The 26,382-nt window shown below is 50.6% G+C and carries 23 protein-coding genes and 1 tRNA gene; 9 read left to right on the top strand and 15 right to left on the bottom strand.

All coding sequences use genetic code 11. The features are described 5' to 3' along the window. The first annotated feature begins 545 nt into the window (after positions 1 to 545). Complete coding sequence (locus tag E5K03_RS11475) at positions 546 to 1,763, top strand: hypothetical protein (RefSeq protein WP_138006986.1); 1,218 nt, start codon at positions 546 to 548, stop codon at positions 1,761 to 1,763. Between the two features lie 195 nt (positions 1,764 to 1,958). Here the strand turns inward: E5K03_RS11475 and E5K03_RS11480 are convergent, their stop codons facing one another. From E5K03_RS11480 to E5K03_RS17260, 4 genes are all read right to left on the bottom strand, one after another. Continuing rightward, on the bottom strand, positions 1,959 to 2,519 hold the full coding sequence (locus tag E5K03_RS11480) for a hypothetical protein (RefSeq protein WP_137196661.1): 561 nt from the start codon (positions 2,517 to 2,519) through the stop codon (positions 1,959 to 1,961). A gap of 225 nt (positions 2,520 to 2,744) precedes the next feature. Beyond that, positions 2,745 to 2,912, bottom strand: coding sequence for a hypothetical protein (locus E5K03_RS17255; protein WP_170967522.1), 168 nt, complete (start codon positions 2,910 to 2,912; stop codon positions 2,745 to 2,747). Further along, positions 2,909 to 3,136 (bottom strand): hypothetical protein, encoded by a 228-nt coding sequence (locus tag E5K03_RS11485; protein ID WP_138006987.1) that lies wholly within the window; start codon positions 3,134 to 3,136, stop codon positions 2,909 to 2,911. The genes E5K03_RS17255 and E5K03_RS11485 overlap by 4 nt, the downstream gene beginning before the upstream one ends. A 171-nt stretch (positions 3,137 to 3,307) precedes the next feature. After that, positions 3,308 to 4,474: a hypothetical protein gene (locus E5K03_RS17260; protein ID WP_171006682.1), complete on the bottom strand. Its 1,167-nt coding sequence runs from the start codon at positions 4,472 to 4,474 to the stop codon at positions 3,308 to 3,310. 550 nt (positions 4,475 to 5,024) lie between these two features. On the opposite strand from E5K03_RS17260, the gene E5K03_RS11500 reads away from it, so the two are divergent. The 3 genes from E5K03_RS11500 to E5K03_RS11510 all read left to right on the top strand — a co-directional run bounded on the left by E5K03_RS11500 (position 5,025) and on the right by E5K03_RS11510 (position 7,211). Then, entirely contained in the window at positions 5,025 to 5,285 is a 261-nt protein-coding gene (locus E5K03_RS11500; protein WP_138006989.1) for a hypothetical protein, read from the top strand. Positions 5,286 to 5,496: 211 nt separating this feature from the next. Continuing rightward, entirely contained in the window at positions 5,497 to 6,915 is a 1,419-nt protein-coding gene (locus E5K03_RS11505; RefSeq protein WP_138006990.1) for a lamin tail domain-containing protein, read from the top strand. Next, entirely contained in the window at positions 6,915 to 7,211 is a 297-nt protein-coding gene (locus tag E5K03_RS11510; RefSeq protein ID WP_138006991.1) for a DUF3006 family protein, read from the top strand. Before E5K03_RS11505 ends, E5K03_RS11510 begins: the two co-directional genes overlap by 1 nt. A gap of 303 nt (positions 7,212 to 7,514) precedes the next feature. On the opposite strand, the gene E5K03_RS11515 is transcribed toward E5K03_RS11510, so the two are convergent. Then, positions 7,515 to 8,633, bottom strand: a complete 1,119-nt coding sequence (locus tag E5K03_RS11515) for a hypothetical protein (RefSeq protein WP_138006992.1) — start codon at positions 8,631 to 8,633, stop codon at positions 7,515 to 7,517. 475 nt (positions 8,634 to 9,108) lie between these two features. Between E5K03_RS11515 and E5K03_RS18010 the strand changes: the two genes are divergently transcribed. Further along, positions 9,109 to 9,258 carry a DUF7837 family putative zinc-binding protein gene (locus tag E5K03_RS18010; protein ID WP_449267298.1) on the top strand — a complete coding sequence of 50 codons (150 nt, stop codon included), beginning with the start codon at positions 9,109 to 9,111 and terminating at the stop codon, positions 9,256 to 9,258. A 140-nt stretch (positions 9,259 to 9,398) separates the two neighbouring features. Here E5K03_RS18010 and E5K03_RS11520 read toward each other — a convergent pair whose 3' ends face one another. The 7 genes from E5K03_RS11520 to E5K03_RS11555 form a co-directional block, all read right to left on the bottom strand. Then, positions 9,399 to 9,803, bottom strand: coding sequence for a hypothetical protein (locus E5K03_RS11520; protein ID WP_138006993.1), 405 nt, complete (start codon positions 9,801 to 9,803; stop codon positions 9,399 to 9,401). A gap of 1,924 nt (positions 9,804 to 11,727) precedes the next feature. After that, positions 11,728 to 11,940, bottom strand: a complete 213-nt coding sequence (locus E5K03_RS11530; RefSeq protein ID WP_138006995.1) for a hypothetical protein — start codon at positions 11,938 to 11,940, stop codon at positions 11,728 to 11,730. Between the two features lie 176 nt (positions 11,941 to 12,116). Continuing rightward, on the bottom strand, positions 12,117 to 13,181 hold the full coding sequence (locus E5K03_RS11535; RefSeq protein ID WP_138006996.1) for an HNH endonuclease: 1,065 nt from the start codon (positions 13,179 to 13,181) through the stop codon (positions 12,117 to 12,119). Between the two features lie 117 nt (positions 13,182 to 13,298). Then, positions 13,299 to 14,279: a hypothetical protein gene (locus E5K03_RS11540; RefSeq protein WP_138006997.1), complete on the bottom strand. Its 981-nt coding sequence runs from the start codon at positions 14,277 to 14,279 to the stop codon at positions 13,299 to 13,301. Further along, positions 14,276 to 15,574, bottom strand: coding sequence for a hypothetical protein (locus E5K03_RS17840; RefSeq protein WP_321167628.1), 1,299 nt, complete (start codon positions 15,572 to 15,574; stop codon positions 14,276 to 14,278). The genes E5K03_RS11540 and E5K03_RS17840 overlap by 4 nt, the downstream gene beginning before the upstream one ends. Beyond that, positions 15,571 to 16,590, bottom strand: a complete 1,020-nt coding sequence (locus E5K03_RS11550; RefSeq protein ID WP_138006998.1) for a hypothetical protein — start codon at positions 16,588 to 16,590, stop codon at positions 15,571 to 15,573. Before E5K03_RS11550 ends, E5K03_RS17840 begins: the two co-directional genes overlap by 4 nt. Then, the gene (locus tag E5K03_RS11555; RefSeq protein WP_138006999.1) at positions 16,587 to 16,982 is read right to left on the bottom strand and encodes a hypothetical protein; all 396 of its coding nucleotides are present in this window, start codon (positions 16,980 to 16,982) and stop codon (positions 16,587 to 16,589) included. Before E5K03_RS11555 ends, E5K03_RS11550 begins: the two co-directional genes overlap by 4 nt. A gap of 411 nt (positions 16,983 to 17,393) precedes the next feature. Between E5K03_RS11555 and E5K03_RS11560 the strand changes: the two genes are divergently transcribed. After that, positions 17,394 to 17,630, top strand: coding sequence for a transcriptional regulator (locus E5K03_RS11560; RefSeq protein WP_138007000.1), 237 nt, complete (start codon positions 17,394 to 17,396; stop codon positions 17,628 to 17,630). 219 nt (positions 17,631 to 17,849) lie between these two features. Here the strand turns inward: E5K03_RS11560 and E5K03_RS11565 are convergent, their stop codons facing one another. Both E5K03_RS11565 and E5K03_RS11570 read right to left on the bottom strand, forming a co-directional pair. After that, positions 17,850 to 19,004, bottom strand: a complete 1,155-nt coding sequence (locus E5K03_RS11565; protein WP_138007001.1) for a hypothetical protein — start codon at positions 19,002 to 19,004, stop codon at positions 17,850 to 17,852. Then, positions 18,997 to 20,748: a DEAD/DEAH box helicase gene (locus E5K03_RS11570; protein ID WP_138007002.1), complete on the bottom strand. Its 1,752-nt coding sequence runs from the start codon at positions 20,746 to 20,748 to the stop codon at positions 18,997 to 18,999. Before E5K03_RS11570 ends, E5K03_RS11565 begins: the two co-directional genes overlap by 8 nt. A gap of 233 nt (positions 20,749 to 20,981) precedes the next feature. Between E5K03_RS11570 and E5K03_RS11575 the strand changes: the two genes are divergently transcribed. After that, on the top strand, positions 20,982 to 21,671 hold the full coding sequence (locus E5K03_RS11575; protein WP_138007003.1) for a hypothetical protein: 690 nt from the start codon (positions 20,982 to 20,984) through the stop codon (positions 21,669 to 21,671). Between the two features lie 574 nt (positions 21,672 to 22,245). Here E5K03_RS11575 and E5K03_RS17585 read toward each other — a convergent pair. Continuing rightward, complete coding sequence (locus tag E5K03_RS17585; RefSeq protein ID WP_240730012.1) at positions 22,246 to 22,827, bottom strand: tyrosine-type recombinase/integrase; 582 nt, start codon at positions 22,825 to 22,827, stop codon at positions 22,246 to 22,248. A 36-nt stretch (positions 22,828 to 22,863) separates the two neighbouring features. Here E5K03_RS17585 and E5K03_RS11585 point away from each other — a divergent pair. Together E5K03_RS11585 and E5K03_RS11590 are read left to right on the top strand one after the other, a co-directional pair. Next, positions 22,864 to 22,937, top strand: a tRNA-OTHER gene (locus tag E5K03_RS11585). 92 nt (positions 22,938 to 23,029) lie between these two features. Then, positions 23,030 to 26,236: a DUF499 domain-containing protein gene (locus E5K03_RS11590; RefSeq protein WP_138007004.1), complete on the top strand. Its 3,207-nt coding sequence runs from the start codon at positions 23,030 to 23,032 to the stop codon at positions 26,234 to 26,236. Positions 26,237 to 26,382: the final 146 nt, after the last annotated feature.

Consider the following 26,382-nt stretch of genomic DNA (forward strand, 5'->3'; position numbering starts at 1 on the left):
AGACGCTCAAAAGATCCACAAGCAGCGACCAATCCTCCAAGAACGGCTTGCTACCACCATCCAACCGACTGCTGAGGCTTAGCTAAAGACCAATGGTCAGAAGGTATATATAATATCAAAAGACAAATATTTCTGCGTGTAAAAATTGTCTGCAAGACATAATTGAGCTAATGACAAATTTGGGATTGGCATCTCTGTAGCACGATATCTACTGTTTTTAGATCTCATCCGAATCGCATTGTTACCTCCCAAAAAATTATAAAAAATAATATGTATTTGCTCACTTCTGTGTTGGTACGAGTGACAAGGACCTACTCAGCGGAAGAATTGAGATCGACTCCCGTGGGGTTGTTTTGATATTGGCCTGAATTATCCGTGAGCAATTTACTCAAGACTCCAATCGCCCTCTTGCGTTTTATATATCAATCATATCAAAATTTAGTATGATAAATAAACTGATAATTAACCAATATAGAGCGTGCGGAGTGAAGAATATAATCACGGCTACCCAAAGCACATATGTAGTGTCAAACAATATTTTCAGTATGACTAACAGTATCTGGCCGCCTCTTGAGGATCTAGTCAGAGACGGTAAATCAACCCCACTGCAAAAAAATACGCTTCCCCACTGGGCAAATCCTGTGGAAAGAGAAGAAAATTATCACCATGCAATTCGCCGTCTTTTTGAAACGAGTAACTGGCCTACTCTTTCAGTTCGTGGACCCGAAGCTGGGATAGGTAGTTCAAAAGTTGACATTCTCATCAACGTATCGCTACCCGATGAGAACAAATTTCAACTTGACGATCAGATCGGAATAGAAATAAAAACGGCAGTTGATGCGTTTGAGACCGACACTAGTAACTTAGAACAGGTGATTGATCAAGCTAAGACCGGAAAAATTGATCGGCTCTATGTTTGTACGCCAGAGACAGACCATGACGATGATACTCGATTAGATATACACCCCGAGGTATCTCAGCTAATCAATCGTCTTGAATTGGGCCAATCATCGATAGCATTTCGTGGTATCAAGGGGACGGTCCGGAATTCACAATCAAGAGAAATTTCTAAAACAGCATATTATGTGAAGTTGCTTAACGAGAGTAAAGAGAAATTGTTCAGGGAACTAAAACGAAGGGGTGATCTTGGAACCGTCAAGCAGAATCTAGAAGAGTACGATTCTGCATCGATAGAAGGTCATTCTTCTACTATGAGAGATCAGTGGATAGATCCTGTTTTACAAGAGGTTGGTATCTTACGCTTCGACGTAGAGACCGGAAATTTACGTGTTCAAAAAGAGGCATCTTATTTTGATCGCACATCTGATTGGACTTCAAGACCGAAAGTTACTGAATCAGATGTTGCTCATGCCGTCTGGTGTCACTACGTTGAACAACCAGATGTCGATGTCGCTGTTGAAGTTGAGCTACCAAGCCTTGTTAAGATAGACGATCCTAATATGGTTGAACGGTTCTTTGGTGAGACATCCACTCGGAGTGCTCCACGAATTGATCTATTGATTACTACAGGCGATTCAATGACTGGTATTGAAGTCAAGGGCCCCGATCCCGATTGGAACCGATTATTCACTGAGCAAGTACCAACGTATCACAGGGCATCTGAATTAGATAACATTCTTATTGCAGTCCCAGATGACGAAATAGAGGTAGCTAAATCTCATCTTGGTTCTGTAGATCTCTCTGTCGGACTGCTCAAGTGTTCTGACCCTCTTGGTGACTCTCAAATTGAACAAGTCTTGTAATCGATACCTTCCTCTGCATCACTCTAGGCCACTCTTGGAGGGATTTTTCGCTCTGAACAGTAATATCGTATCATAATGAATCCTGCGGCGGCGACGATGATTCCCAGCCAGTACTTGTCAGTGTTCTTCAAATTGGTATCGCCTTACGTCGAAATACATCAAAATCCGGCTCTGTTAAATTCTTCATACCTGATCTTAGATTGAATTTTGATGTGCGTATCTACTCCCCGTCGGCTGTGGTGTCACATCTACGTTCGGTAGCTCTCCTTGGTCGTATAATGAAGCAGGATATACAGAAATAAAACTACCATCAAGATCTGAGCACCGCTCTGCATAGGCTGCCGACAGTACAACTTGATTGCTATCACGCAATTCATAAAGTTCGTCCGGAAAACCCGTAATTAGGGACACTCGTGCCCCTCCATGCTCTCCTGCCTCGAAATCTGATATCTTGAGTGATTGGAGCGTACAGACGCCTACCAATTCTACTTCCGGATGATGATAAATAGATATGTCTGAGAGGATTGCCTTGTTCTCCTCTTTATGATAATACCAGGCAACCATTACGTCATGTTTTGCCGTGCAGTTGGGATCTCTGAGAAAATCAGGATTTTCTAAAACTTCATCTATGGTAAATCCAACTTCGCTAACTAGTCTCTCTGGCAAGTGAATTCTAGATGTAGATCCGCTCGCCGAGACCTCGACTCTTCTTTCAGGTGGATAAGTCTTAGACGAGGCAATTGATGGTTGTGTCATCTATCTAATTATTATTCAATTTGCTCTCACTTATAAAACCTCGTGAGTATTATCTAATCTCTAACAAGTCCAAGAAATCAATCGGAAATCTGATCAGCAGATCACGACGACGTGTTTTAACGCATGTAACCTTGGGTTGATCACGGGCGTACGCGCAGACGTATATCGATCATTTCTGCCGGATTCGAGGCTTGAAACACAACTGAGTAGATCTCACGTCGCCAGCTAGTCGGTGGTGGTATTGGCTGTCCCCTCTACTGTACCGGTCGGAGCTTCCCGATCGTCTCCGGTGTCAGTTTCTGAGGCGACGATCGTTGCACCGCCAGCAACCCCGAGGGCGGTCACAATCGCCCAAACAACCGAGCGACGTGAGACAAATCGATGACGACTCATCGCTCTTGGGCCTCCGTGAGATAGCGACCGTCGGTCGAGGCTTGGCAAATCAATTCTGTGGATGACAGACCATGCATCCGCTCGATATCGGCGATCAGCGACTCAATCCGAGCCTGTCGCCACAGTGGATCGTGTGGGTGGAGATGCTCGTCTAACGCTTCGACAACAATGCACCAATCTTGGGGATGCCAGTCCTGCATCAATACGGCTGGTGTCGGGATCATATATAAAATATCGGTAGCCACAGCCGACTATAGAGCGGCTGACACACCCACTATGTTGACCTTCTCAATCGCTCAATGCAGACGAACCATTTATTACTCCCAAAGACACATCGACTGATTTCATGACATTACGTTGTTAGTTTGGGGCTTTATCACGGAAAGTACGATACATTAGTTGAGGGGGTATTGCCACTCGCTCCGTGTTTTATCGTGGATATTGCCATCAATTTTTACTGAAGTGAGTAGTCGGAATTTCTTGTCATCAGGTGGTGACAAATAAATCCGCTCTTTTTTTGATTCATCACTTTCAATTGTTCCAACCATTGATGAATCTCCATATACGCGTTCGTTTTCATCTTCAAAGCCAGCGTGGAATGACGTGTTGCGAGCGTCTGCCCCACCCTGGTTGGTGATTTCCACATCCACCGCAATTTCATTCGAATTTGTAACTTCAGTAGCGTAGCCGTATACTAATGTTGGATATTTACTTCTGACAGGTATGAATCGTGCGTTTGTACTTCCATCCCAATCAGGCATCTGTCCGACGGCATACTCGTCTGTGCCTTCAACATAATAATATCGATCCCCATTGTATTCATAATACGTTCCTGGGAGTGAGGAGTCACCTTTGACTCCTAATGCCATATGAGCTTCTGGTTCAGTATCAGGCATATAAAGAAGTACACAGCCGTAACCCATCTGCGATAAAAAGGCTGAGAGTAGAATCGCGGAATCTTCACAATCACCACCTTGCTCAATAAGCGTCTCAACAGGATATTGAGAATGTTGATCAAAACCGGTACTAACGTCGTCCGGTGTATACTCCATCTGTTGGACAAACCTAATCACCAAATTTACAGTTTCCCTCTCATTCAACCCATATTCATTGGCTAGACGTTCGAATTCATCTGTGAAATTGCTAATATAAGGTTCTCCGTAGGCATCAGTTATATACGTACCATAGTTTCGACTTCGACTATACCGGTTAGCATAATATCTTCCAAGCGAACGCGGGAGATCCATTTCATACCACCAATCATACCCAACGGCCGCCCACTCGTATCTGTGGCTGTGTTTCCCTCCAATATCAGGTGGCCAAGTAAACCCGGTGATCCCATGGAGATATTCCAATTTAATCTCTTCTTCTGCAGGTTCTTCCTCAGCAGGCTCCTCTTCCACAGGTTCTTCCTCAGCAGGTTCCTCTTCCACAGGTTCCTCTTCACCAGAGTCTGCCTCTGATTCCGATACTTGCTCAGGATCACCAGAACGTTCTCCACAACCTGCTATAGAGACAACACCCAGTGTCCCGACTCCCGATAATAGCTGTCGGCGGTTCATGTTTATTACTCTATATTAGACACTATAAATTTACTCCAAAATATGATTATTCTCTCTAATGGGACAGTCTAGTTCAGTATAATAGTAACGGAGTTTGTTATTCTTATCAGGATATGACGATTCAATAGAGTCATTCAGATGTGATTGAGCGATAGTTTTGTGATAGCGACCCAAGTGGTATTAAGCAATGACTGGGGGCCAAGGTGATCTAGTAGGGCTGACTATCGGACTTATCTACGAAATATGATGTATCGACACTGTTTGTACTATTAATATTTGATAAGAATGATATGCTGAATACAGAGGTTATGATCCATTCGAGAAGTTTTTATTTTGTCATCTGAATCCTTAACCACCCGATTGAGCCGGCCTGTGAGCTTAGTAGCAAGTTTAATCCTCTAAAATTCCGTTAGAGCTATGACTTAGTTGGGCGAAATAATAGGAATATTGTAATATACTTGTTTTGGTATATACGTGTTCAAAATTTCTTCAAAATGAGTTTTTAAAATTACCAGTAGAAACAAGTGGTTAATGAATTTAATAAGATATCATGGGGGGTTCGGATAAAGGAGCTATTACGCTTCTAATCGGTGGGGTGCTCTACGGTATTCTCAAGTTAGGAGGCGAATTTGTTAGAGTATTTGATGTGGTAGTATATGCTCTTCGGGAAAGTTTCATTTTGAGACTGACGATAAACAGGATTGGCCAAGCAGTTGCTGAGATAGAATTAACCATTGAAACAATAGTGCTTGGTCTTCTTACTGTCTTTCTTGTAATTGCGATTTTGGATTATGTATTAACTGAGATATAGTATCGCTGTATTGACCGATCAGACCTGAGGTGAATATAGTGATGATTCGGTGCGAGGTACAAGCCCTGTATTCAACACGGCCGCTAAAATCTATCACTAATTGAGGCATTCAACAAGGCCGGTGTATCCATCGAACTAGGCAATGGCCTGGTAAAATTTAGAAATATACTGCAGCAAAAGACTAAGAGTGACCTTTCCCAGACTTCTATGCGTGTCACGCGTAGAATCGAGTCGGATTGGTATTGTTCTTGTTGTAGTGCTTCTCGCTGGCTGTGCAGGCGGGCTCTCAGGGGGCGATACTGGGAGTACGGACAACACTTCAGATCCTGTCGAGTCGTCGGGAGAGAGTGTCGGTTCGCTCGAAGTCCACTATATCAACGTTGGACAGTCAGTCAGTACACTAATTATTTTGCCGGACGGGGAGACGATGCTCGTCGATACAGGGCACTACAACGACGACGGAGAACATGTGTTAGCGTACCTGCGTCAGCACGAGATCGATCGCATTGATCATTTAGTGACATCGCACGGCGATGCTGACCATATCGGAGGCAATGCAGCGATCATCGAGCACTACGAAACTGAGGCAGATGGTATCGGAGCGGTGTACGACCCAGGAATCACGGCCAGCACAAACACGTACTCAGAGTATCTTGATGCGATCGAAGCTCACGAGGTCACACTGTATGAGACCCGAGAGGGCGATACGATCGACTTTGGTGACGTGGATGTGAATGTGCTTGGCCCGCCAGATCCGTATCTTGCGGACGAAGACAGGAATGAGAACAGCATCGTGCTGAAATTAACGCACGGAACGACAAGTTTTGTGCTGACCGGTGATGCGGAAGCTGAGCAAGAAGAGTACCTTGTTGATGAGTACGGCGACGAGCTGCGAGCGACGGTCCTGAAGGCTGGCCACCACGGCTCGTCAAGTTCTACGAGCGATGCACTGCTTGATGCTGCCCAACCACAGGCCGTCGTCATCTCAAGTGCTTATGACTCGCAGTATGGACATCCTCACGACGAAGTCTTAGCGCGTCTCAGCGAACGATCGATCCCGACAATGTGGACCGCCACACACGGCGATACTGTGTTCGTGAGTGATGGGACGAACGTTAGTATCCAAACTCAGCAGGATGCGTCAACGGACCCGTCAGAGATCCGCTCTAGCGATCCAATTGAGCCGGCAACCGGGCCAGACCCTGTCGAACAGACCCGTATTACGGGATCTGATGAAGTTGTCTCAATCGATCAGGATACTGAGGAAGATGATTCCGGTGATAGTGATTCGACTGCTGATGGAGAGCTCAGCATTGCAGAAATCAATGCTGACGCTGAAGGAGATGACCGAGAAAATCTCAATGAGGAGTACGTCGTGTTTGAGAACATGGGAAGCGAACCGCTTGATTTGAGCGGGTGGACTGTCGAAGATGCGGCAGGGCGGTCGTACACGTTCCCTGCTGGTGTTGAGGTAGAGCCGAATGCGACGATCACGTTGCGAACGGGAAGCGGGACAGACACTGAGACAGAATTATTCTGGGATTCAGGATCTCCTGTTTGGAACAATGACGGCGACACAATCATTGTCAGTGACGACGACGGAACAGTTGTATTAGAGGAGACATACTGATGACAGAACTTGATGTGGAAGATGGCACCTACACGGCCGTTGTCGATGCGATCGAAGACGATCTCGCCAGAGTCTTTTTTGAAGCCGACGGCACTGATGTTGGCAGCGCTCTCGTTGATGAGGACGTGTTGCCGACGGAAGGCAGACACGCTGACGCGATCCTTACTGTGACGGTGCAAGATGGAGTACTACAAGAGATTGAGTACGAACCAGACCAGACCGCTGATCGAAAAGCAGCTGCACAGGACCGATTCGATCGTTTGTCGAACCGGCTGTCGGATAAAGAAGATCAGTAGAAGACTGCAGCTCTCGGCGAGTGAATGCGCTGAGAAGGGCCGATAGGAGACTCACAGCCGGGCAGCCAGACTCACAGCACGACCATATTACGTCTAACCGGCAGCCAGCAGGTGAATACTCTGAAAGAGTTGTCTCGCTATGATCACGGTACTTCTTGGGTTGTCTCTACGGTTGTAGTTGAGATTTCTTCGACGAAGCAAAGAAACAGCACAATAAATAATGGCGCTCTTGGTCTCGTGTTCGCCCCATCTGTTTTGGCGTGAATACTTCGAATTCGGGAATTCCGAAAAGGAGAGGTCTCTTCAGGTTGAATCAAATATCGTATGAGATAGTTCGACTAACTCGATGTATCGAGCCGCGACACGCTCAATAAATGCATCTCGTCGAAGATCCGCGATCTCGATATTCTCCCATGTGTCCACCACAATTCGCAACGATTCTCGATCGCTAACTAGGAAATTTCGCTCCTCAAATCGATTGCGGTGCTTCTGAATGGTTTTCACCGCAGATGAACTCCCATCACCCGACGCATCGATTGCAACCTTCACTTCGTTGTCCCCGTAGGGATTTACCCGTAACGCGTATCTGACAGCATTTGGATGACCAGGCGCTCTCGATTCGAGATACGGGTAGTTAGTCGTGAGATTTCCGAGAACGGAGTCCATATGATCAGTGCTTAAAATATCTTGCAGATGGGGGAATGCCTTGGTGAATACCCCGATTGTGAAAACCCGATCACCAGGCTTCGACTGCGTAGGTTGTCGTGAACGGGTTTCGTCGTAATCAACGATGGTCACGGCTCCAAAACAAGTCTCACCAGATGGAAGGTCGAACCGTTGGAGTTCTACAGCTTGGATGTCAAGCCCCTGGTCTCGAAGCCATCGTGTAGACTGACGAGTCTGGGGCGTAATGCGCTCTGCGACGATGACCATCCGCTGTCCCTGATTGAGTTCCCAAGGGTCTCGGTCCTTGTCGAAAAACGAATTGAAAGCTCCAATTAGCGAGTCTTGTTGCGCGACTTCTGATGGGACTACGCAACCTTTGGCGACGTATTCCTCACGGAGTGCGTCTAGATCATGGTAACTGAATCTGTCGAGGGCCTGTGCGTACAATTGAGGTTGGCTAACAATACTCGCCTCGGAGGCGGACTTAGATCCGGAGGTACCCATCTTAATTTCGACCACAACACAATTACCGAACCGATCGAGACCGATCAAATCAGCTTCGCCGGTCGGGAGACTAGGTTGCCGAGCGAAGAGTAATAATCGCTCATCGAGAATGGCATCTGGCGACGCATTAAGCCATTCTTCTAGTTTGCCTTCACCCTCTCCTCCTTCATCACCAGCAGGTAAAATCGGTCGCTCTTTTGCTGGCATCGCTGTCGGGGATTTTTTTATGGAACTAGATTGGAAGATACGCATACAACCGTTCACTCATGTCCTGTTATTAAGTTATCTGGTGGAGAGACTGATTAGATCGGCTTACTAAGACAACGAACAAGATCGAATTTGTACCTGAAAGTGGGTGTGAGTAAGAGCGTGCAAATCTATTCTATAGAATGTTCTATTATCCACCAATTTTCGGCGAAGGAGTGCGCTGAGAAGGGCCGATAGTAAACTCACGGCCGGGGAGCCGGACTCACAGCACGACCATATCGTATCCCACTGCCAACAATCAGGCACATAGCCGCGAGAATGAGTGGCGCGTACCTACAGGCGATCGCGTAGCAGATCTGGGAGAAGTACACGCTAGGGTCGCCGATTAGTACACCTCTGGGGTAGCATACCTATCGTTTTCACTTTCACTGTGGTCGGCTCAGGTATTTATAAATAGAACACAAAATTGTAATTGGAACTTGGGCATTGTCACACGCTCCAAGTTCCCCTCCCCTTACCCATGTCACAAGCAGCAACCAGTCTCGGTACGTGCCCCTTCTGTGGAACGCTGGTCTCGCCAAGCGAGATACTTATCGAATACAAAGTCGAAGGTGAGCACCGCCTGTACGCTGAATGCTCTGACTGTAAGGAGCCAGTTCGGCCACAATAATCGTCACTCCCCAAGAGCGAACCTCATTATCCGAGCCACCGGTGGCACATGATCTTCTGCAGATCAATCACTGCAGTGTGATGTCGATATCCCTGACTACCAACCGAGAATTCGGTTATATTTACGATCCTGTACGGGAGCTACCTGAGATCACCAGCACCAACCAGTACTGGCACTAACAGCCCGTTGACTGATTTCTGTTCTTCTTTTTGCTTGCCGAGCATAGCAGCTCGGAACATCTCGTTTCGGACAGCAGCTTTCTGTGCCTCCGCTGCAGTGGCCACAGCAGCGCCCGATTCAAACGCATCGTCTGAAGCCGATATTGGCATGAGATAATCCATCTCGACAAATCCCGGATCAAGATGGCCGAACACGATCTCGTCGCCATCACGGCAGTAAACTCCCGCAATCATTGCCGCTTCGATCCCGTCGGTTGTCGGCGGTGCCTCACTGTTTATTTTGAGTCCAAAAACTAGCGTTGCACTGGTCTGTGTCGGCAGTTTAGCAACCGCAGTCCGGGCCGTTCGCAGTGGCTCTTCGAACATGGCGTGCCACTCCCGTGGTTCAAAATCAGAGAGTAACTTAGCGATACTTTTTGTTAGAACAAAATCGTCTTCTACGAGATGAGTCACTTTGGCCGAATCGAGAGCTCTCCGGTTACTTGGCTGATAGCAAGTGTGCCGTCATGATGTTTGAGTGATTCAGGGTGAGCCAAAATCATCTGTTCAAGCCGATCGGCAAGATCAATTTCATCTGCAAGCAGGAACTCAGCAGCCGTCAAATCGAGATCGATGGCGAATCGGGTCTCATCGAGCGTCGGTTCAACAGCAATTCCGTACGAAAGCTACTTTACTTCTTAGAGTGGGATAAATTATAATTCATACCCACCTCTTCATATTGGTATCTGTGACATCCCCCGATGATAGTCAGCTTACCCAGTCCGACAAAGACATTGTAGAATTGGTTCGGGTAATTAATAGGGTCACACATATCTCTCCAACAGACAGAACTTGGGATAAGGAGTTCATTGTTCGGAATAATTCTGATGAAGATAAGAGTTATATTTTTATTCCCCTTGTTGAGTTCCGATTGAATTTGGAAGTATTCGATGAAGATGACACCCGTCTCAATTACTTCCCAAATAGTGAGGTTGATAACCTACTTCGCAAGCTACGAGATGATAGCGAAGAGGAATATGAGAAGATCGAAAAAAGATTCGGCGGGATAGAATATAAACTTCTTATTCAGTTACCACAAAATAATCCAATCCGACCAGGTGAGCTACGTACAATAAGAATTTCTTACGGACAGTACGAGGCGGTGAGGTATCATCGCCTCTCAGACCGCCCGTGGGTCTGTAATATTCCTTGGAAACAAAAATTTTTCACAGTACCTTCATTCGTCGCTCGGGCTCAAAGGTCATCATATGAGACACACTCTGAGCACTTCGTGGTTGAGGGGCCGGCGGGCTACGCTACTGTCGCTGATACTTCAACCGAACACTCAGATCGTGATGGATTCTATGAACGGGGGTACGGCAAAGACACCCAAGTTCTCTCAACCCGTCTTCCACCGCCAACAGATGATGGATATACTTGGAAACTAGCATACGAATTAATCTCCGTCAGACGAGGTCTTATGAAGTTACTTACCGCCTTTTGGGTCGTGAGTTTCATCACTGTGCTCACGATCATTGTAGCTCAGTTGCTAGACCTTAGTGGATGTATATCACTTAACAAGACTTTATTTGGATCTAGTTACCAGACCATTGGGCAGACATACTCTGCTGGCTTGGTTACCGGGCTGGTTGGTGTTATATTTCGGGTCCGTACTCAGTGGGCAAGCCGATACCGGATTCTGTGTCTGGTGCCGTTGCTCTTACACATAGCCTCATGGATACTTTGGCATCTTGTAACTTGATATGGGGGTGGGAATTATGGGAAGAGTACAAGTATCTGGGGTACGGAGATAGGCATATGACGGATCAAGGGACTAACAATAGTCAAGTAAGCCGGAAAGGAGATGCTTTGGAGCAACTTGTGAGCGTCGCAGTCTCCGGTAGCAGTGTCCGGACTGAGCCGGGGACTGACCCAGATGAAATGTCGAACGACAACTAATCCCTTGTGTAGTGGATGTTGTCTATTCTCAGTAGTAATCGGAGATCAACATAGCCAGAGGCGACGCAGTTGGGTTCGTTGACGAGCGATGGTATACAATACAAACTGAGAAGTGCTCGACAGCTGCTGATGTAATTTAACAACGCCGCGATAGCATAGATGAAGGAGTTCATGATGCTGTCGATGATGAAGAAATGAAGAGCAATCTACGCGATCTTGGTTATATAGGCTAATTTGGCACCTACCGATCTTCGTACAGAAATTTGTCTCTGCGGCTTTATCGAGACGCTCAAAGAGACACATTCAGACACAGTTCCGACTTGTACAGAATAGCTGGCTGGCAGGTGAGACGCTACGAGTTATCTGTTTCCTTCTTTGGGAGGCGCTTCCGCTCAGAAACATAATACAGAATCACAATGAACCCTGCGGCAGGCACTATTACCCCCAACCAGTACGTATCCGGGCTCTTCAGATTAAGCCGCTTTGCGTCAAAATACATCAAAATCCCGATCGGAATCTGAATGGCGATCGCCCCAACAATGAGTAAATAGGCCAGCTCAGCCATTGTGATTTGTCTGTGACGCGATATCATAATAGTCCCGCCAAGAGCGTCTATCTACAAGGTTCGGAGTTCTCATCGACCGGCCGTTTCAGCTGCAGATATCTCTGACACATTAGATGTGAAGAAGGCCAAAGACCCCCGGAATAAAAAATCACGCCCTACGGGTGGGCATCAGTCGATCACAGCGCAGTGTCTGCGGCTTCGAGTGCGTCAATCGCGGCGTGGAGCTTCTCGCGCAGTGCTGTTCGATCGGCTTCTCGCTGATCCTCATCAGCAGCCATAGAGTCTGTTTCAGCGGTGCTGAGTCCGTCAACTACGCCCCAGGCCTCGATTGGTTCGAGATCGTCGTTGAGCGTCTCAGCGAGTGTCCGCTGTTGGTCGCCGTCAGCCGGGTCAGGCTCAGGCTCACCACTACTGTCGTCGCGGCTGGCGTCTCGATCTGCCGACTCTCGATTGCCATGCAAAAACACGCTGAGCGGGAATCCGAAGGCACAGGCGCGCTTCTCCTTGTTGAACGTTGTGCGCCGCGAAACGTCTAAGACATCCATGATCGCATCACGGCTAATACCGCGATTTACGGCCTGCCGCACCTGTTCATCCTCAAATCGCTGTATCAATAGCCGCGGGTCATCGGGGACGTGCCCCCGAGCCGATGTTTCGATCTGCTCAGAAAGTCCCCACTCACCCGTTTCGATGTCCTTGTCAACGATCTGTTGATCACGCGATTCGACGATATTATCCAAGCCCATCAGTGTCCACAGCCGTTCGCGGACGGCTGCGACGGACAAATCGATATTTAGCGCGGATACAATATCGCCCGTACGCGCCGGCCCTTGATCTGCTAGATACTGCAGGATCTCGATATCCTGGGGCAGCAGCACATTCAAGTCTGTGTCGGTCAGCGGTGTGGGCGAGTCGGCCGGCGTCGATCGCAGATGGATCCAATTATGGCAGGACCGACACAGCGTCGTCAAATTTTGTGGATCGTCTTCGTCGATGTTGTCTGGGTTTCGTTCGATGTGGTGGATATGCAGCGAAGCGAGTCCGCCACGCTCGGGCCCAAGCCGGCCGCAAATCCGACATTGATGGCCGTCGCGGTCTAACACCTCAGATTGGCGCTGTTGACTCACAGTGCTGTGGCAATTGTCTGGGTCCGGGGTCTCGGACTCACCGCTATCGGTAGCTTCGGTCTGTTTTCGATGCAACTCGTCGCGGGTCTGATCGGCGGTATTGTTTGTAGCCATGATCGGTCTATTGCAATCGTTGGTAATCGCGTCGCCGGGTAGCTATCCTGTGGTGTATCGCTTCAATTGGATTCTCGGGTGGATCGTCTCAGTGCCGTCGAGCGGTGGTTAGCTGCCTCAGTGATCACCTCGATCAGAAACACGATCATCGCTCGCCGGCCGAACCCAAAGCTCGCCGAAGCCATATCGTGCATGCGTCCCGATCCGCAGCACGCCATTCTTCGCTGTCTCAATTGGCGCATCGCCCGCATAGCCGACGCGCTGTCCGTGATCGATCGTCTCGATCTCATACACTGATCCATCGGCAGCCAGCCGCTCTGCGCGCCGGCGCAGCCCATCGCTCGCATCTCGTGTCGGCTCAGTCGTCGAGTCGCTCACGCGGCCATTACGTCCGTCTGAGCGAGCCACGTCCCACCACCACGGCACTGACTGGTCATCAGCACCAGGATAGGAACTTGCAGTCACAAATGGCGAGATGAGCTCTATGACGTGCTCATCAGCCGCCGCCAGCCGATCGAACGACAACTCGTCGGTATCGATCAGCTGTGAGTCTACGTGCGACAGTGCGCCAAATCCGTAGTTGCGTCCGCCGCCAACCTGCAATCCATCGAGGACCTCTGCCGGCACCGGCAGGATCTCATCATCAACGGCCGAGCCAGCATGCAGATAACAGTGGACGTACCATCGCACACCCCGTTTCGAAGTAGCGAACTCGGGCGGTCGGCCAAACCATGTCACAGGCGCAAACGTCACTCGACCGCCGTGGGTCTGCATCGGATGGGCGTTGTGCACATCACGCGGCCGTGACGATTTCAACCACCGGTGTGCGGCATCACGTAACAGAAACAAGTCCTCGTAGGACTCGACCGGCGGTAATTCCGATCCGATCTTGCCGAGCGACCCGCTCTGTGAGTGCCACGCCGGATACGAGCCGTACTCGCCGGGCAAGAAGACACCGTGGCTCACGCACAGCGCTCGTCGCGTCGCCGACTCAACTCGCTGAGCGATCGCATTGTACAGCGCATTCCCGGTCACGTAGTACGGATGGCCATAGTACTCGGCGTCCAATTGGAACAGAACCTGTTGGATCCGGCTCATCGAGCACCCCCATCAGATCCACTCGAACGACGTGACTGCGATGTTGGATCCGTCTCTCCACCACTGCCAGAATTCTTGGGAGCCATGAGGACATGCTGGCCCTCGCCAGCCAGCGATCGGCGCATGCCATCCCCCGACACTTCTTCGATGAACTGCAACGCCACCGACCACGATCGAATCCGCCGAAGCTGTGCATCCACGACCATCCGCAGGCGTGCGTCGTCCACCTGAAACGGATGGGCTGGGAGCCGCGACCACACGTCCGCAAACGATCGCGCCGGAGCCGGGCCCAGCGACGCTGCTGGTCGATCGCCGGGGGCTGCCGTCACATCGATCGTCAACGTCGGCGACCACAATACCGTCTCAAACGACGTCACCGCCTCGCTCGCCCTCGCCGCTGCTGCTGTCCTCGTCTCAGCAGCCGCCTCACCGGGCGTCACCGCCACATACAGATCCTCGAACGCGTACCCGTCGCGGTACGCCGACAACAAGGCACCCGCCAGCAGTACGTGGTATTTTAGCGATGTGTACGGATAGAATATCGACTCGTTGAACGCCGCCGCGACGTCGCTCGTGAGCCACGCTGCATGCAACTCCGCCGGATCGTCAGATTGAATCAGCTCTCGGAATCCACCGTCCGTCGCTGCCAAGATCCGATCAGACTCGGCCATCGCTTCACCGGTGACGAGGGATAATCGGAACGGCGACGCGTGATTCGACACCGTCTGCTCGGGCTCGCCCCGTGGCCGGCTCAACAACGCTGCATCCCGATCGGCACCCATCGGGACCGTCTCGTTGACGCGAACGCCATACCACTCGTCGTGTGCGGCTGTGTGTTCCCGACCACGCAACTTGTGCACGTCGTGGCGGTACACCGCGACCAATGGATCTGCCTCGGTTCCGCCAGTTTCCTCACTCGGGAGATCCCCCTCTCCCTTCGCAATCTCACTAGGCTCACTCGGGAGGCCCCCCTCTCCCTTCGTAATCTCACCAGTCTCACTCGGGGCACCCCCCTCTCCCTTCGTAATCTTGCTCGCAAAATCTTCATCTACCCCATCAGGCTCACTCGGGAGACCCCCCTCTCTCTTCCCAATCTTGCTCGGGAACTCTTCATTTTCCTCGCCAGTCTCACTCGGGACACCCCCCTCTCCCTCCGTAATCTTGCTCGGGAAATCGTCATTTTCCTCGCCAGTCTCACTCGGGACACCCCCCTCTCCCTTCCCAATCTTGTTCGGGAAATCTTCATCTAACCCACCAGGCTCACTCGGGAGGCCCCCCTCCCCATCACCACTCATCGGCCATCACCCTGCGTATCGTCAGCAGCACGCGAGTCACTGTCATTTCCACGAGCACTGGCACCATCGATCGCTGGCGGCAGCTCGCCATCCTCGTCGCTCAGCGATTCTTGTAGCGCCCGCACGAACTCTTTGCGGTACACATCTCGCCATTTTGTGTCTTTTGTCCGCATCGCCGTTGTCGGCTTCTGCGCACGATTATACACTCGGCGAATCTCTCGATCGGTGTACAGCGGATTTACCAGCCCGACATCCACGATACCCGCGCCGAAATTCCGTGCGCCGCCAAGCTGAAACTCGTACTTGGAGTTGTAGGCGTCCAAAAACGACACCGCCTCGATCAGCAACCCAACAAATTCTGGGCGCAAAGATCGTAACTGCAGCAACCACGTTCCTTCGAGGTTCCCGACGACATCACGCGTCGCATGCCGCAACGGCTGCCCCCCATCGGCCTCATTCCGCGATCGCACCTGCGTGTGCAACTGGCGGAAATGCGCTTCTGCCTCGCCATTCAGTACATCGACTTGCCGCCGGATCGGCGAGAACGACACCGGATGCCGGATCAACTCGCCTGGCTTCGACCCGAAGCCACCAAACAACTCGTACACCACACAGCCCGTGTCGCTATCGCCCTCATCAACGCAGGATCCTTTCTCGTGATACCCCGCGTCGAGGTCGCGTTCGTACACGTTCGCGCGCTTGTAGTCCGCGTTTGGCTCACCAGGGTGACAGGCTGTCGCGCCTCCAATCTGCAGCACGCGTTCGCACCCATGGCGCAGCCATCCCGACAAGGCAAACGACGATATCTGCCCGCCAATCTGATTCATCGGATCATCCGCCTCGTAGCGATCCGCCGACGCATGATGCCGATCCGTTACGATCCCGTCGCCAGGTGCAAGCAAGTCCGCATCCATCCCGATGTAGACCTTGGGGAACGTCGATTCCGACAGCGCCGGCAGATCATATTCGCCATCCAAGTGTGCCGTCTCGAAGCCGTCCGCGTCGGCTGGTCTCACGCTACATCACCTCCCAGCACATCATCTCCGTCATTTCCGTCAGGTGCGGTCTGGCTGTCGGCTGGGTCGGTATCCGACGCCATCCCCTGCTCGATCGCCGGACCCGGTATCTCGCAGTGCATATCCCTTGAATCGGGGTGCGCAGTCTGTGTCTCGTGCGCTTGCTCGTCAACCTCGCTAACGCTCAGCTGATGACTTCCGTTAGCGGGCCGTGACTGCGCCCGCAGCGCTGCGTATTCTGCCGGTGTGTGCGCTTCACGTGAACCGACTGGGCTCACCAGCTCCACCTCCGGAGCCAGCAGTACTGACTGTGTGGACTGCGTCGCCGCGTCGCTCACCGTTCCGACCCGGCCCCTGACGATCAGCTCGCGCCGATCGCGGAAGCACGTCATCTCAGCAGTAGTCTTGTGTTCTTGACAAAAAATTGGACCGGCAGTATACGAAATCGTCGAAATCAGGCGACTAGCGTATACTGCAACCGAATCGCCTTCCTGCACAGGGTCGTCACATACATGACAGGTCTCGTCCCCTTCCCCGATAGCGATATGTTCCAACTGGTTTATATCTTCAATAAATAATTTGTCGATGCCTTCTTGTGCTTTTGTATTTGAATTTTTCATGGGTTCTTGCACCAGATGTGGAACCCAGCCTGGGTGCTACAACACCTGGGCATTTTTTTGATTCATGCCCTCTGGCTGAGTTCACAACCATCTTTTAAACTGCGGTGTATATAAACCTTTGGTCGTTCGACTAATGGAAATCATCCCAGCAATCATTAGTAAACTGCAACCAATGTCGTAAATATGAGCGACCGGAAGCGTGACGAGAGCAGTGGTCGGTTCAGCGAGGAGTATCCTCGGGAAGATTTTCTCCGGGCACTTGAGGAACTCGGCGCGACCGGGACGACAGACGTGGCGGAGTACGTCGGTTGTGATCGACGGACAGCGTATCTGAAGTTACAAAATCTTGAAGAGGAGGGGAATATCGAGAGCCAGAAAGTCGGAAATGCACTACTGTGGAAATTAGTACCCGATTCGTGAGAAATTAACACTGTTCGAGTCCGATCGTCTTACTAACCGCGTCAAGCGGATTAGTGTGGAATTACCCTATTGAAATCCCTTGCTGGTCATAATTTTTAACCCCTCAGTTGTATACAACGTACAAATGTCGCATAGACTTGCTGAATTAATCGTGGCTGTCATCTATCGATCTAAACTCTTGTAATGTAAGCGGTGTTTCCATTGAGCCAGTATAATAAACTACTCACCATTACAAGAGGTGCATCGAATCCTATTCGAAATGTATCTAAGTGGGTTTTCAGCAGACAGAGATCGATTACAAATATCACAATTAACCTCCTCCGTCACGCCAACACCCGTGCCGTATCCCAGTACTAAGGAGGCAATAGAACTGCCATCATTTAATTCGAACTCGACATCGCCGCGTTCGTACTCAACTTCGGTAATAGTGACTGGGGTAACGACCACTTCTAATCCGTGTCGGTCACGAATCTCACGCTGTTGATCCGGATATCCATGCTCGCGTCGGCGACGTAATTCATTGAGATCGGTCTCAATCTCTTCAAGCTTCGATTTACATTCTCGGCGCTCTTTCAGTGCCTCAACTCGCTCAGTCTGGTTCTTGTGGTCAATCAACTCGCTGAGATCTTCGATCTTTGACCGAAGACGAGTAATTTCTGTCTCGCACTCATCTTCCCGCTGCTGTTGTAATTGCCGGTACTCTTCGAGTTCAGCGTCAGCAGCCCGAGATGCCTCTTGATGGATCTCATCGATCTGTGGTTGTATGGCTGAGAGAAGCGGTTCCCGGGATGCGTCAACCAAGCGTTCTACCTGTTCCGGTTCGATCGCAATATCCCCAGATTGGATGGTCGCAGATTCCTGTAGCAAGGTTAGAAAAGTCTCGTCAATGTTTGGGAGAATCTCTGTAGAGCGAACATCGATAGCAATGCTTCGCAAGAACTCTTGTTGATACTCGCTCACGGTCTCAACAGTTACCCGAAAGAGTACGACCAGTGCGCTTCGATCGTAGTAGGGTGTAAATTCGATGTTTGATACAGAGATTTCACTTTGTTGGAGCCAGTCTGGCACAATGACATCTGTGTCACTGGTGTCGATAGAGATGCCACCGATCGGTGCACGGTCGGTTGCGTCGTCAAGAACCGATTGGAAAAACGAGCTTTCAGGGTGGAGTTGCTCGTACGTCTCGTCTGGTTCTTCGACGGAACCACAGAGAAGAGCGTGTTTGCCTTTCGGTAGGTCTGTCTCCACATTCTCCGGGATAGTTAGCTGCCACTCATCGCCTTGTATTTCGATCTGACAACCGAGAGACCGGAGATAACTCGCTGTGAAGGTCTCAACTGCAGACTGGGTCACCGGTACGGCGGCGTCAGTCATCGCTTGCCCCCAGATCGAATCCCTCGAAAACACCGCTATTGAACTCTTCTAATTTCTCAGCGAGATCACGCTGCTCTTGGAGATCGACAGCCATCGCGTCGAAGTCGTTTTCTAGATCAACCTCAGAATCGGCGTTAACCAAGCGCTCGAAAATCTCGTCCTCGAAGCTTTTCCCAGATTCTTCCAACCGGGTGAGTATCTCGCTCAGTTCACCGACGCTCTGTTGGAAGAGGTCGATTTTGTGGAACAGACGCTCAAGTACGTACTCTTCGACGGTATCTGTTAATGCCATATTGAACACGTAGACTTGCCGCTTCTGACCGATACGATGGATCCGGCCAATACGTTGTTCAACGCGCATTGGATTCCACGGGAGGTCCCAGTTCACCAGAATATTGCAGAATTGAGCATTCCGTCCTTCGGACATTGCGTCTGTCGAAACGAGAATCCCGCCCTGTTCCTCGAAATTCTCGATGATGTCCTCTTTCTCTTGGCTAGAGTGACTACCATTGAACGAGTGGACTGTGTACCCTTCTGACAGCAGTCGTTCTGCCACGCGGCGTTGTGTAGCCCGGAACTGCGTGAAGACGATCACACGTCCTTTCTCGACGTTCTCACGCGCCTCTTCAACGATATCGAGTAGTCGCTCTTGTTTGGTGACCGCGTCAATGTTATTGATTAAGTCCAAAATCGACTCTAACTCTTCGGCGTGCGTGAGTTCTGACTGATCGTCGAGTCTCTTCCGAATCGTCGTTTCAAGGGCCTCAGGGCTACTGACGACCTCTTTCTGCAGGAGCATCAACACCAGTTTCTGTCCTTGGTCCTGACTGTAGGCTCCCTTCACGTAATCGGATACAGCCTGGTAGAGCTCGCGTTCTGCCGGTGATGGATCGAACTTCCGTGTGTCAACCCGGCGTTCGGTAAAGTCTACATCTGTGTCTTCACGCCGATTTCGGATCATCACCTTGTTCAGCCGGTCCTGTAGCTCGTTACGGTTAACGAGGGTTTCCTGATCGCTATTGATGAAGTACTGGTGAAACACGTCACGTGTTCCAAACAGACCCGGACGGAGCAGTGAGACAATGTTGTAGAGATCAGTGAGTTCGTTCTGTATCGGTGTCGCTGTGAGGAAGAACGCATAATTATACGATAAATTATCAATCAGCTCGTACCGATCCGTCTCCTCGTTCTTCACGTAGTGGGCCTCATCGAGAACAAGAACGTCCCAGTCGCGTCTGAGCACCGTCTGTCGGTATCTCTCGCTTTTAGCCGTGTCGATGCTGGCGATGATGTAGTCGTGATCATCAAACCCGCTGAATTCGTCGTCATAGTTGCAGACAAACTCTAAGCCGAATTTCTCTCGGAGCTCTGCTTGCCACTGTTTGGCCAATTGGGCAGGCGTGAGGATGAGGACGGAGTCGTTGGTTTCGCGGAAATGCATTTCTTTGAGTATCATCCCGACCTCGATCGTCTTCCCGAGGCCGACCTCGTCTGCGAGTAATGCCTTCCCGTCCATCTCGAACAGAGCCCGGTAGGCTGCATCGACCTGGTGTTCGAGCATCTTGACTGAATTCTCGTCAAGTTGTTTTAGTGATCGAAGTTCAGAGTCAGGCTGACCGGCTTGTAGACGAACGGCTTGAACAGTATGACGGTGATTTTCACTTGTCTCACTAGGGTCCGCGTACAGAACATCGTCCACTGGCTCATGGGTGACCTCGATGTCCACGAGGTCAAAATCGCTCATGTAGTTGGAGAGTTAGTTGACCGTCAAATATGTTTTGTAGCGGTACTTTTTATTCCCCCATCCCAACGTGGACAAAAGCAATCTACGTATATCTTACAAAAGTAGGTAATGCAGGGCCGAACGCACCACAGGAAGCGAAGGAAGCGATTGAGGAAGCATCTAATTACTGAAACTGACTTTCCATATCATAAAGACCAAGAGGTTAATTTGCTGTTAGGAAAGAAAGTTCGACAATGGAAGAGGCGTGGTTACAGCATCTATTTTCCGTCATTGGCTTGTCACTTGGTACATTAGGTGCGGCAGTAGTACTTGCAGCTGATTGGTCAACTGTAGAAAATTTTCTCATCAAAATTGGAAGGAGAGATAGGTTCCTCTACCGAGTTCCACTACTTGGCTACCCATTTAGACAGGCGAAGAGATTAGCGGATTTAGATAGTGCTTTTGAAACGGTCTTTCTGTCAAATAAGGATATTCATCGCTCAGACTCCGGTTTTCAGACATTGAAGAGAGTGGTTGTCAGGGTAGTCAATAATGATAGATTGAATCTTGGTACATTTGATTCACATAAAGTGAATAGCACAGATTTTGAGCAAATAAGTCTTAACGACTTTCCTGTTCCGCTTCAACCCGGCGATACCGGCGGATTGAACGCCTATTGTATATTGTACGATAGCCAAGATAACAGTACAGGATGGATTAGAACGGGAAGTCTGAGAAATGCCACAGTAAACTACTCGCAGGACTTGGTTTCAAAAGCAGGAGCGAGCCTCTTCATCGGTGGCTTCTTTCTACAATTAATTTCTGAACTTGTCTCAATACCCGTTTACCCCACGATCAGAGTCCCTCACGTCGTGGTTGGTGTAGTGGCTATCTGTATCGTGCTTGCTATTCCCGGTATTTGCGAACAGATGGATGTAGAATGATTCGTGTGTCAAAAAATTTCGTCCGATGCTCTCCCTCTCCGCGTGAGAGTTCCATATAGCGAGAAAAGAACTCCCGAATTAGATCGGCGAAAAGTTCCACGTCGGTGAATAGTTTTTATACCCTGTTGAGGGAGTTAGAGTTCCTCAAGATATCCGCGTCGTTTTCCACCTTCTGTTCCTCAGTCCGTTTGTCGTAGTGCTTGTCCAACACGTCCTGCCCAAGGTTCATTCGGTGTGAGACAACTTTCTCAGGGACGTCTTCAGATAGATGCCGGGTAATGCTCCCGCGTCGTATCGCGTGGGAACTCACATTTGAGGGACACTTGCTGTATCCCCATACTGTGCCGCTTCACACTCATCTGTATCCCTATCGTGCGGACACTCTTCACCGTAGTAACAGGGGCGGCTCGCCCTGTAGACGGCATCTCGAATACAGGATTTCGCTAGTCTTCCGCGCACACTTGTTAGGAGTGGCTCCCGACCGTGTTCATATGTGGCTTCAGGGCGTTGATGTTCAATCCAATTCTCTATAATCCGGCAGACTTCGGGAGTTAGAGCGACTATTCGCTCGCCTTCATTCCCCGTTCTTTAGCGGAGTTCCTCTATCCGGGCAATTACGAATCTCAAGACGTTCCTTCTCGCTATCGTAGTCACTCACATATAGTGAATAAAGTGACCCAAGGCGAATCCCCGTGTGCCACAGAAGTTCCAAGATGACGTGCCACCGTGATGTGTACTCAAAACGCCGGAGATACGCAAGCACTTTTTCGGCATCTTCTGAGCGAAGAATCTCTTCACTTTGCTCATCATCCTTCTTCAGCACCGGCATCACAATCTTGTCGTGAAGCCCTTTCTCAACGGCGTCAATTGACTCACACCACCTCAGAAAGATACGGAGCGCATCTAGTTGTCCCCGAAGTTTGATGGGCTTCAGGCCGTTCTCATCCCGACGCCACGTTTTGAACTCTTGGAGTTTCCGCCCCGTGAGTTCGTTCATATTGTCTATGCTCGCTTCATCAACACACCACCGGACGAAGTGCTTGAGGCGGTAATGATACCCGGAGAGGGTACTCTCGGATACTTCGTGTTTTCGTGCCTCAAGATACATCTCCTTCGCACGTCCCAGTGATATGGGTTCTAGCTCGCGTTCGGTCATTTCTTACCACCGAAACGCTTGAGCGACACCGAGAGCGCCGCCTTAGCTCAGTACGGGGGAAACCACCCGACAGCGTAGAGCTGCCCCCGGTTCAAATCCGGGAGGCGGCATCCTGATTCTATATAATATCCATTCAGCGGGCAAGGGAATTAGTCATCATAGTTTTTATCTACGTAGTAGCAGTTCATGTACATATCAACACATGTCGGGAGCACACTCCCTGTCTAAGACTCTTGAGGACACGGTTACCCTCAGCCGTGAGCTTCGAGAGGACGGACAGATAGACGGGCAGGTAAAACTCTACAACGTGGATGACGAGAACGAGTTCGAGTCTGACGCCGAGCTCTTTTTTGATCGCACATTAATGACTCAAGGGCTTCGAGAGGCCTTATCGATCCTCCGCGATTCGCTGACCGGTGATGATCCTCGTGGTACACACATTCTCTACGGGCCCTATGGGAGTGGAAAATCCCACCAGATGGTGGCGTTGTACCATTGTTTCAACGAGCCCGTTGCTGCAGGTTCATGGGCGGCCGAGGAAATCGAGGGGTTCGAATCAGCGCTTCCGGAGTCGGCTATCCCGATTACGGTCGCTATACAGAACGAACAGTACGAATACCTCTGGGAGCCGTTTTTTGATGCACTTGGCTACGACCCTGGGACATACGAGTCCGGTGGTTACCCGGACATGCAGACGATTCAGGACGCCGTCGGCGACGACACCGTCGCATTCTTTGTCGATGAGCTTGAGGACTGGTTCGATACGTTACAAGGTGACCGCAAGAGCGCGAACAAGGCTTTCCTCCAATCTTTACTCGAATCCACTGCACTGTCGGATTTAGAGCTTTACACTATCGTCTCTGTTCTCCGTGAGGGCTCCGAAGTTCACGATATTCTGAACCGGGAACAGGCAGTTGAGGTCAACATGAATAACCAGGTGGACAAGCGGGAGGTTCTCCACCACCGATTGATAGATGACACTGACGAATCAGCCGCCCGTGAGATCGTGAACGGGTACTTCGACGCCTATGATCAGTCAGATCACGTCAACATGCCTGACAACCTTCTCTCAGAGATGCACGACCTCTACCCGTTCCATCCTGTTCTCCTTGATGCGCTTGAGACACGATACTACGCTGATGAGGGGAACCAGAACACGCGCGGGATGATCTATCTCTTCTCGAAAGTTCTTCTCGAAATGCAGAACCAGACAAACCTGATCACCCACGGAGATATCGATGCGATCGAGTTTGAGGGCGAACTCTCCAAGATCAATTACGAACGACTGAACGCTGCGACCGGCGACATCAAGAATCGGGTAAATGAAGACGATGTTCCCCACGGTCGCCGCATTCTCAATACGATTCTCCTATACTCGCTGAAGCCGAGCGAGGGGGAAGGCGCGGGAGTTTCGGAGATCGTGATGGGGGCATACCAAACAGGGGGCCTTGTTTCCGACGTTGTACTTAACCTCGAACGACTACACGGCGTCGCTTGGCACCTCCACAAGCTGAACGGAAAATACGCCATTCGGGATCGTCAGAACCCGAATGCACTCATTCGCAATGCCGCAGTCGATGTCTCAGAGCGATCAGCGAAGGCCGAAGTCGCCGACTTCATCACCGATATCTTCGGGTCGAGTGCGTATCCTGTTGGTTTCCGAACTGACGATATCCGAGACGTCCCTGACGACCGCGACATCAAGATCGTTGTGAAGGATGACCAGTGGACACAGGAAGAAGTCAAGCGCGTCATTACGAATGATAAACGTGGACGGGAGTGGCGGAACACGCTCGTGTTCGTGCAGCCATCCGGTGACAAGGCGATTGAATCCGGGACTCGATATATCGATAAGGCACGGTATGTCGAAGGTGCCCGTCAAGTCCTCGCCGACGAATCTCTTGATGACGAAATCCGCGAGTCGATTCAGTCGATGAAGGACCAGGAAATAAACGAACTCCGTGAAGAGTTGCAGTTGCTCTATGGCGAAGTTTTAGACGGTGACAATCTACTCCAAGAGTTCAATCTCGCGGCACCGATGGATCTTGATGTCTACATCTCCGATGGACCGGAACTCGATGCTTCAAATATAGCTGATTCTGCGGCGGCCGATCCTTTCGATCTGCAGACTCACGTATGGCACATAGTGTCGGACCTGATCGAGCGTCGCGGTGAGATCTCGATCGAGGACGTGTACGAGCAGTTTCTCCGTGACCCAGAACTCCCGATTCCCGGAAGCGCAAACGATGTATTAAACGCAACTGTGGAAGCCATCGATGGGAAGCCCGTATTAGCTCGTGACTCTGGCGGCTTCCGTGACGACCTCTCGGGCAGTTCGCTTGATACCGTCTTGGTCCGGAAAGAGGACGTGGACGTGTGGGGCGTGGATGAAGTCGAGCAGGAACTCCGACAGCGATTCGGAAGCGGGACCACAGCGCTCGATATTGGTGACTTTGAGTTAGAGCTGGTTGAGGATGGTGAGATCTGGCTTGATGGCGACAGCCATGATGTTGTGATGCGTGCCATCGGCCGACTGAACCGCGAGGACCAGTACGTGGTCGTTCGAGGTAACGAGATTCTCAATAAACCACAGTCGGACGCGACACTCCGGGATGTCGGGAGCGCGACGACTGTCGGCGGGTCGTATCTCGCCGACCGTATTGGAGAGGCAATCGAGGCAGAGGGATACGCAAGCCTCGAAACGATCATCGGCGAGATTCGCGCGGACGAATCGGTGTTCCTCCCGCCAGACGAAACCGAGACGGCAGCCCGCGAGGCAGTGAACGAATTCCTCATCGACGAGTACGTGTTAGAAGCTGGCGGGCGGTATTTGGACTCTCTCGGCGACCGGAACCCGATGACGGTGAAGATCGTTCCCACTGTTTCCGACCGGATCGGCAAACAGATTCTAGACTATCTAAACGACCTTGATACCGGTGACCAGTTCACCGTGACCAAGGTCACCGATCGGTTCGACAGCTCCGTTACGGAGGACATGGTACAAACATTCCTGCTGCAGAACCTCGGCCGTGAGGAGGAACCAGTGTACGTCGTCGGGCCAACAGGGTCCGAGAAGTCGTCGGATTGGGTGCCGGGGTATCCGTTCCGGATCCCCGATGTCGGTTCAGAGACATGGCGGTTTGAGTACAACGGCGACGATGTTGCCGCCATGCGCAGGAAGTGGCGACGGGACCACCAGACCGGAACTGTCGAGTACGGCGATGTGACATTCATGCTTCCGGAGCGGGAGGGTGTTCCCAGCGTGCTTCAAGGGACGGCAGACATCGAACGCTCGCAAGTCAGTCTGACGCTTCGATCCGAGCAGGAGTACACCAAGGTACAGGACTTGTTTGAGCGAATGCCCGACCAGGCGTCGAGTCTAAAAATCGAGATTAGCTTCCAAAAGTAAGGGAATCAAAGCTGGCTATTGTGTAATTCCAATTTAGACTTGAGAGTCATAACTGAAAGAAATGTGTGACGAATTGCGGATTTAGACCTGAGCCCCTACAATCCATTCCGACGACTGAGAATGCACACTTATGAGGGTCCTGAATA

Source organism: Halalkalirubrum salinum (assembly GCF_005543295.1).
Taxonomy (GTDB): Archaea; Halobacteriota; Halobacteria; order Halobacteriales; family Haloferacaceae; genus Halalkalirubrum; species Halalkalirubrum salinum.

Bases quoted from the DNA above. Each gene is read 5' to 3' on its own strand.
- E5K03_RS18010 (WP_449267298.1), top strand. From the start codon at position 9,109: ATGTCACAAGCAGCAACCAGTCTCGGTACGTGCCCCTTCTGTGGAACG.
- E5K03_RS11590 (WP_138007004.1), top strand. From the start codon at position 23,030: ATGTCGGGAGCACACTCCCTGTCTAAGACTCTTGAGGACACGGTTACC.
- E5K03_RS11500 (WP_138006989.1), top strand. From the start codon at position 5,025: ATGGGGGGTTCGGATAAAGGAGCTATTACGCTTCTAATCGGTGGGGTG.
- E5K03_RS11520 (WP_138006993.1), bottom strand. From the start codon at position 9,803: ATGTTCGAAGAGCCACTGCGAACGGCCCGGACTGCGGTTGCTAAACTG.
- E5K03_RS11575 (WP_138007003.1), top strand. From the start codon at position 20,982: ATGGAAGAGGCGTGGTTACAGCATCTATTTTCCGTCATTGGCTTGTCA.
- E5K03_RS11510 (WP_138006991.1), top strand. From the start codon at position 6,915: ATGACAGAACTTGATGTGGAAGATGGCACCTACACGGCCGTTGTCGAT.
- E5K03_RS11570 (WP_138007002.1), bottom strand. From the start codon at position 20,748: ATGAGCGATTTTGACCTCGTGGACATCGAGGTCACCCATGAGCCAGTG.
- E5K03_RS11565 (WP_138007001.1), bottom strand. From the start codon at position 19,004: ATGACTGACGCCGCCGTACCGGTGACCCAGTCTGCAGTTGAGACCTTC.
- E5K03_RS11560 (WP_138007000.1), top strand. From the start codon at position 17,394: ATGAGCGACCGGAAGCGTGACGAGAGCAGTGGTCGGTTCAGCGAGGAG.
- E5K03_RS11515 (WP_138006992.1), bottom strand. From the start codon at position 8,633: ATGCGTATCTTCCAATCTAGTTCCATAAAAAAATCCCCGACAGCGATG.
- E5K03_RS11485 (WP_138006987.1), bottom strand. From the start codon at position 3,136: ATGATCCCGACACCAGCCGTATTGATGCAGGACTGGCATCCCCAAGAT.
- E5K03_RS17585 (WP_240730012.1), bottom strand. From the start codon at position 22,827: ATGACCGAACGCGAGCTAGAACCCATATCACTGGGACGTGCGAAGGAG.
- E5K03_RS11480 (WP_137196661.1), bottom strand. From the start codon at position 2,519: ATGACACAACCATCAATTGCCTCGTCTAAGACTTATCCACCTGAAAGA.
- E5K03_RS11535 (WP_138006996.1), bottom strand. From the start codon at position 13,181: ATGGCTACAAACAATACCGCCGATCAGACCCGCGACGAGTTGCATCGA.
- E5K03_RS17840 (WP_321167628.1), bottom strand. From the start codon at position 15,574: ATGAGTGGTGATGGGGAGGGGGGCCTCCCGAGTGAGCCTGGTGGGTTA.
- E5K03_RS11475 (WP_138006986.1), top strand. From the start codon at position 546: ATGACTAACAGTATCTGGCCGCCTCTTGAGGATCTAGTCAGAGACGGT.
- E5K03_RS11530 (WP_138006995.1), bottom strand. From the start codon at position 11,940: ATGGCTGAGCTGGCCTATTTACTCATTGTTGGGGCGATCGCCATTCAG.
- E5K03_RS17260 (WP_171006682.1), bottom strand. From the start codon at position 4,474: ATGAACCGCCGACAGCTATTATCGGGAGTCGGGACACTGGGTGTTGTC.
- E5K03_RS17255 (WP_170967522.1), bottom strand. From the start codon at position 2,912: ATGAGTCGTCATCGATTTGTCTCACGTCGCTCGGTTGTTTGGGCGATT.
- E5K03_RS11540 (WP_138006997.1), bottom strand. From the start codon at position 14,279: ATGAGCCGGATCCAACAGGTTCTGTTCCAATTGGACGCCGAGTACTAT.
- E5K03_RS11555 (WP_138006999.1), bottom strand. From the start codon at position 16,982: ATGACGTGCTTCCGCGATCGGCGCGAGCTGATCGTCAGGGGCCGGGTC.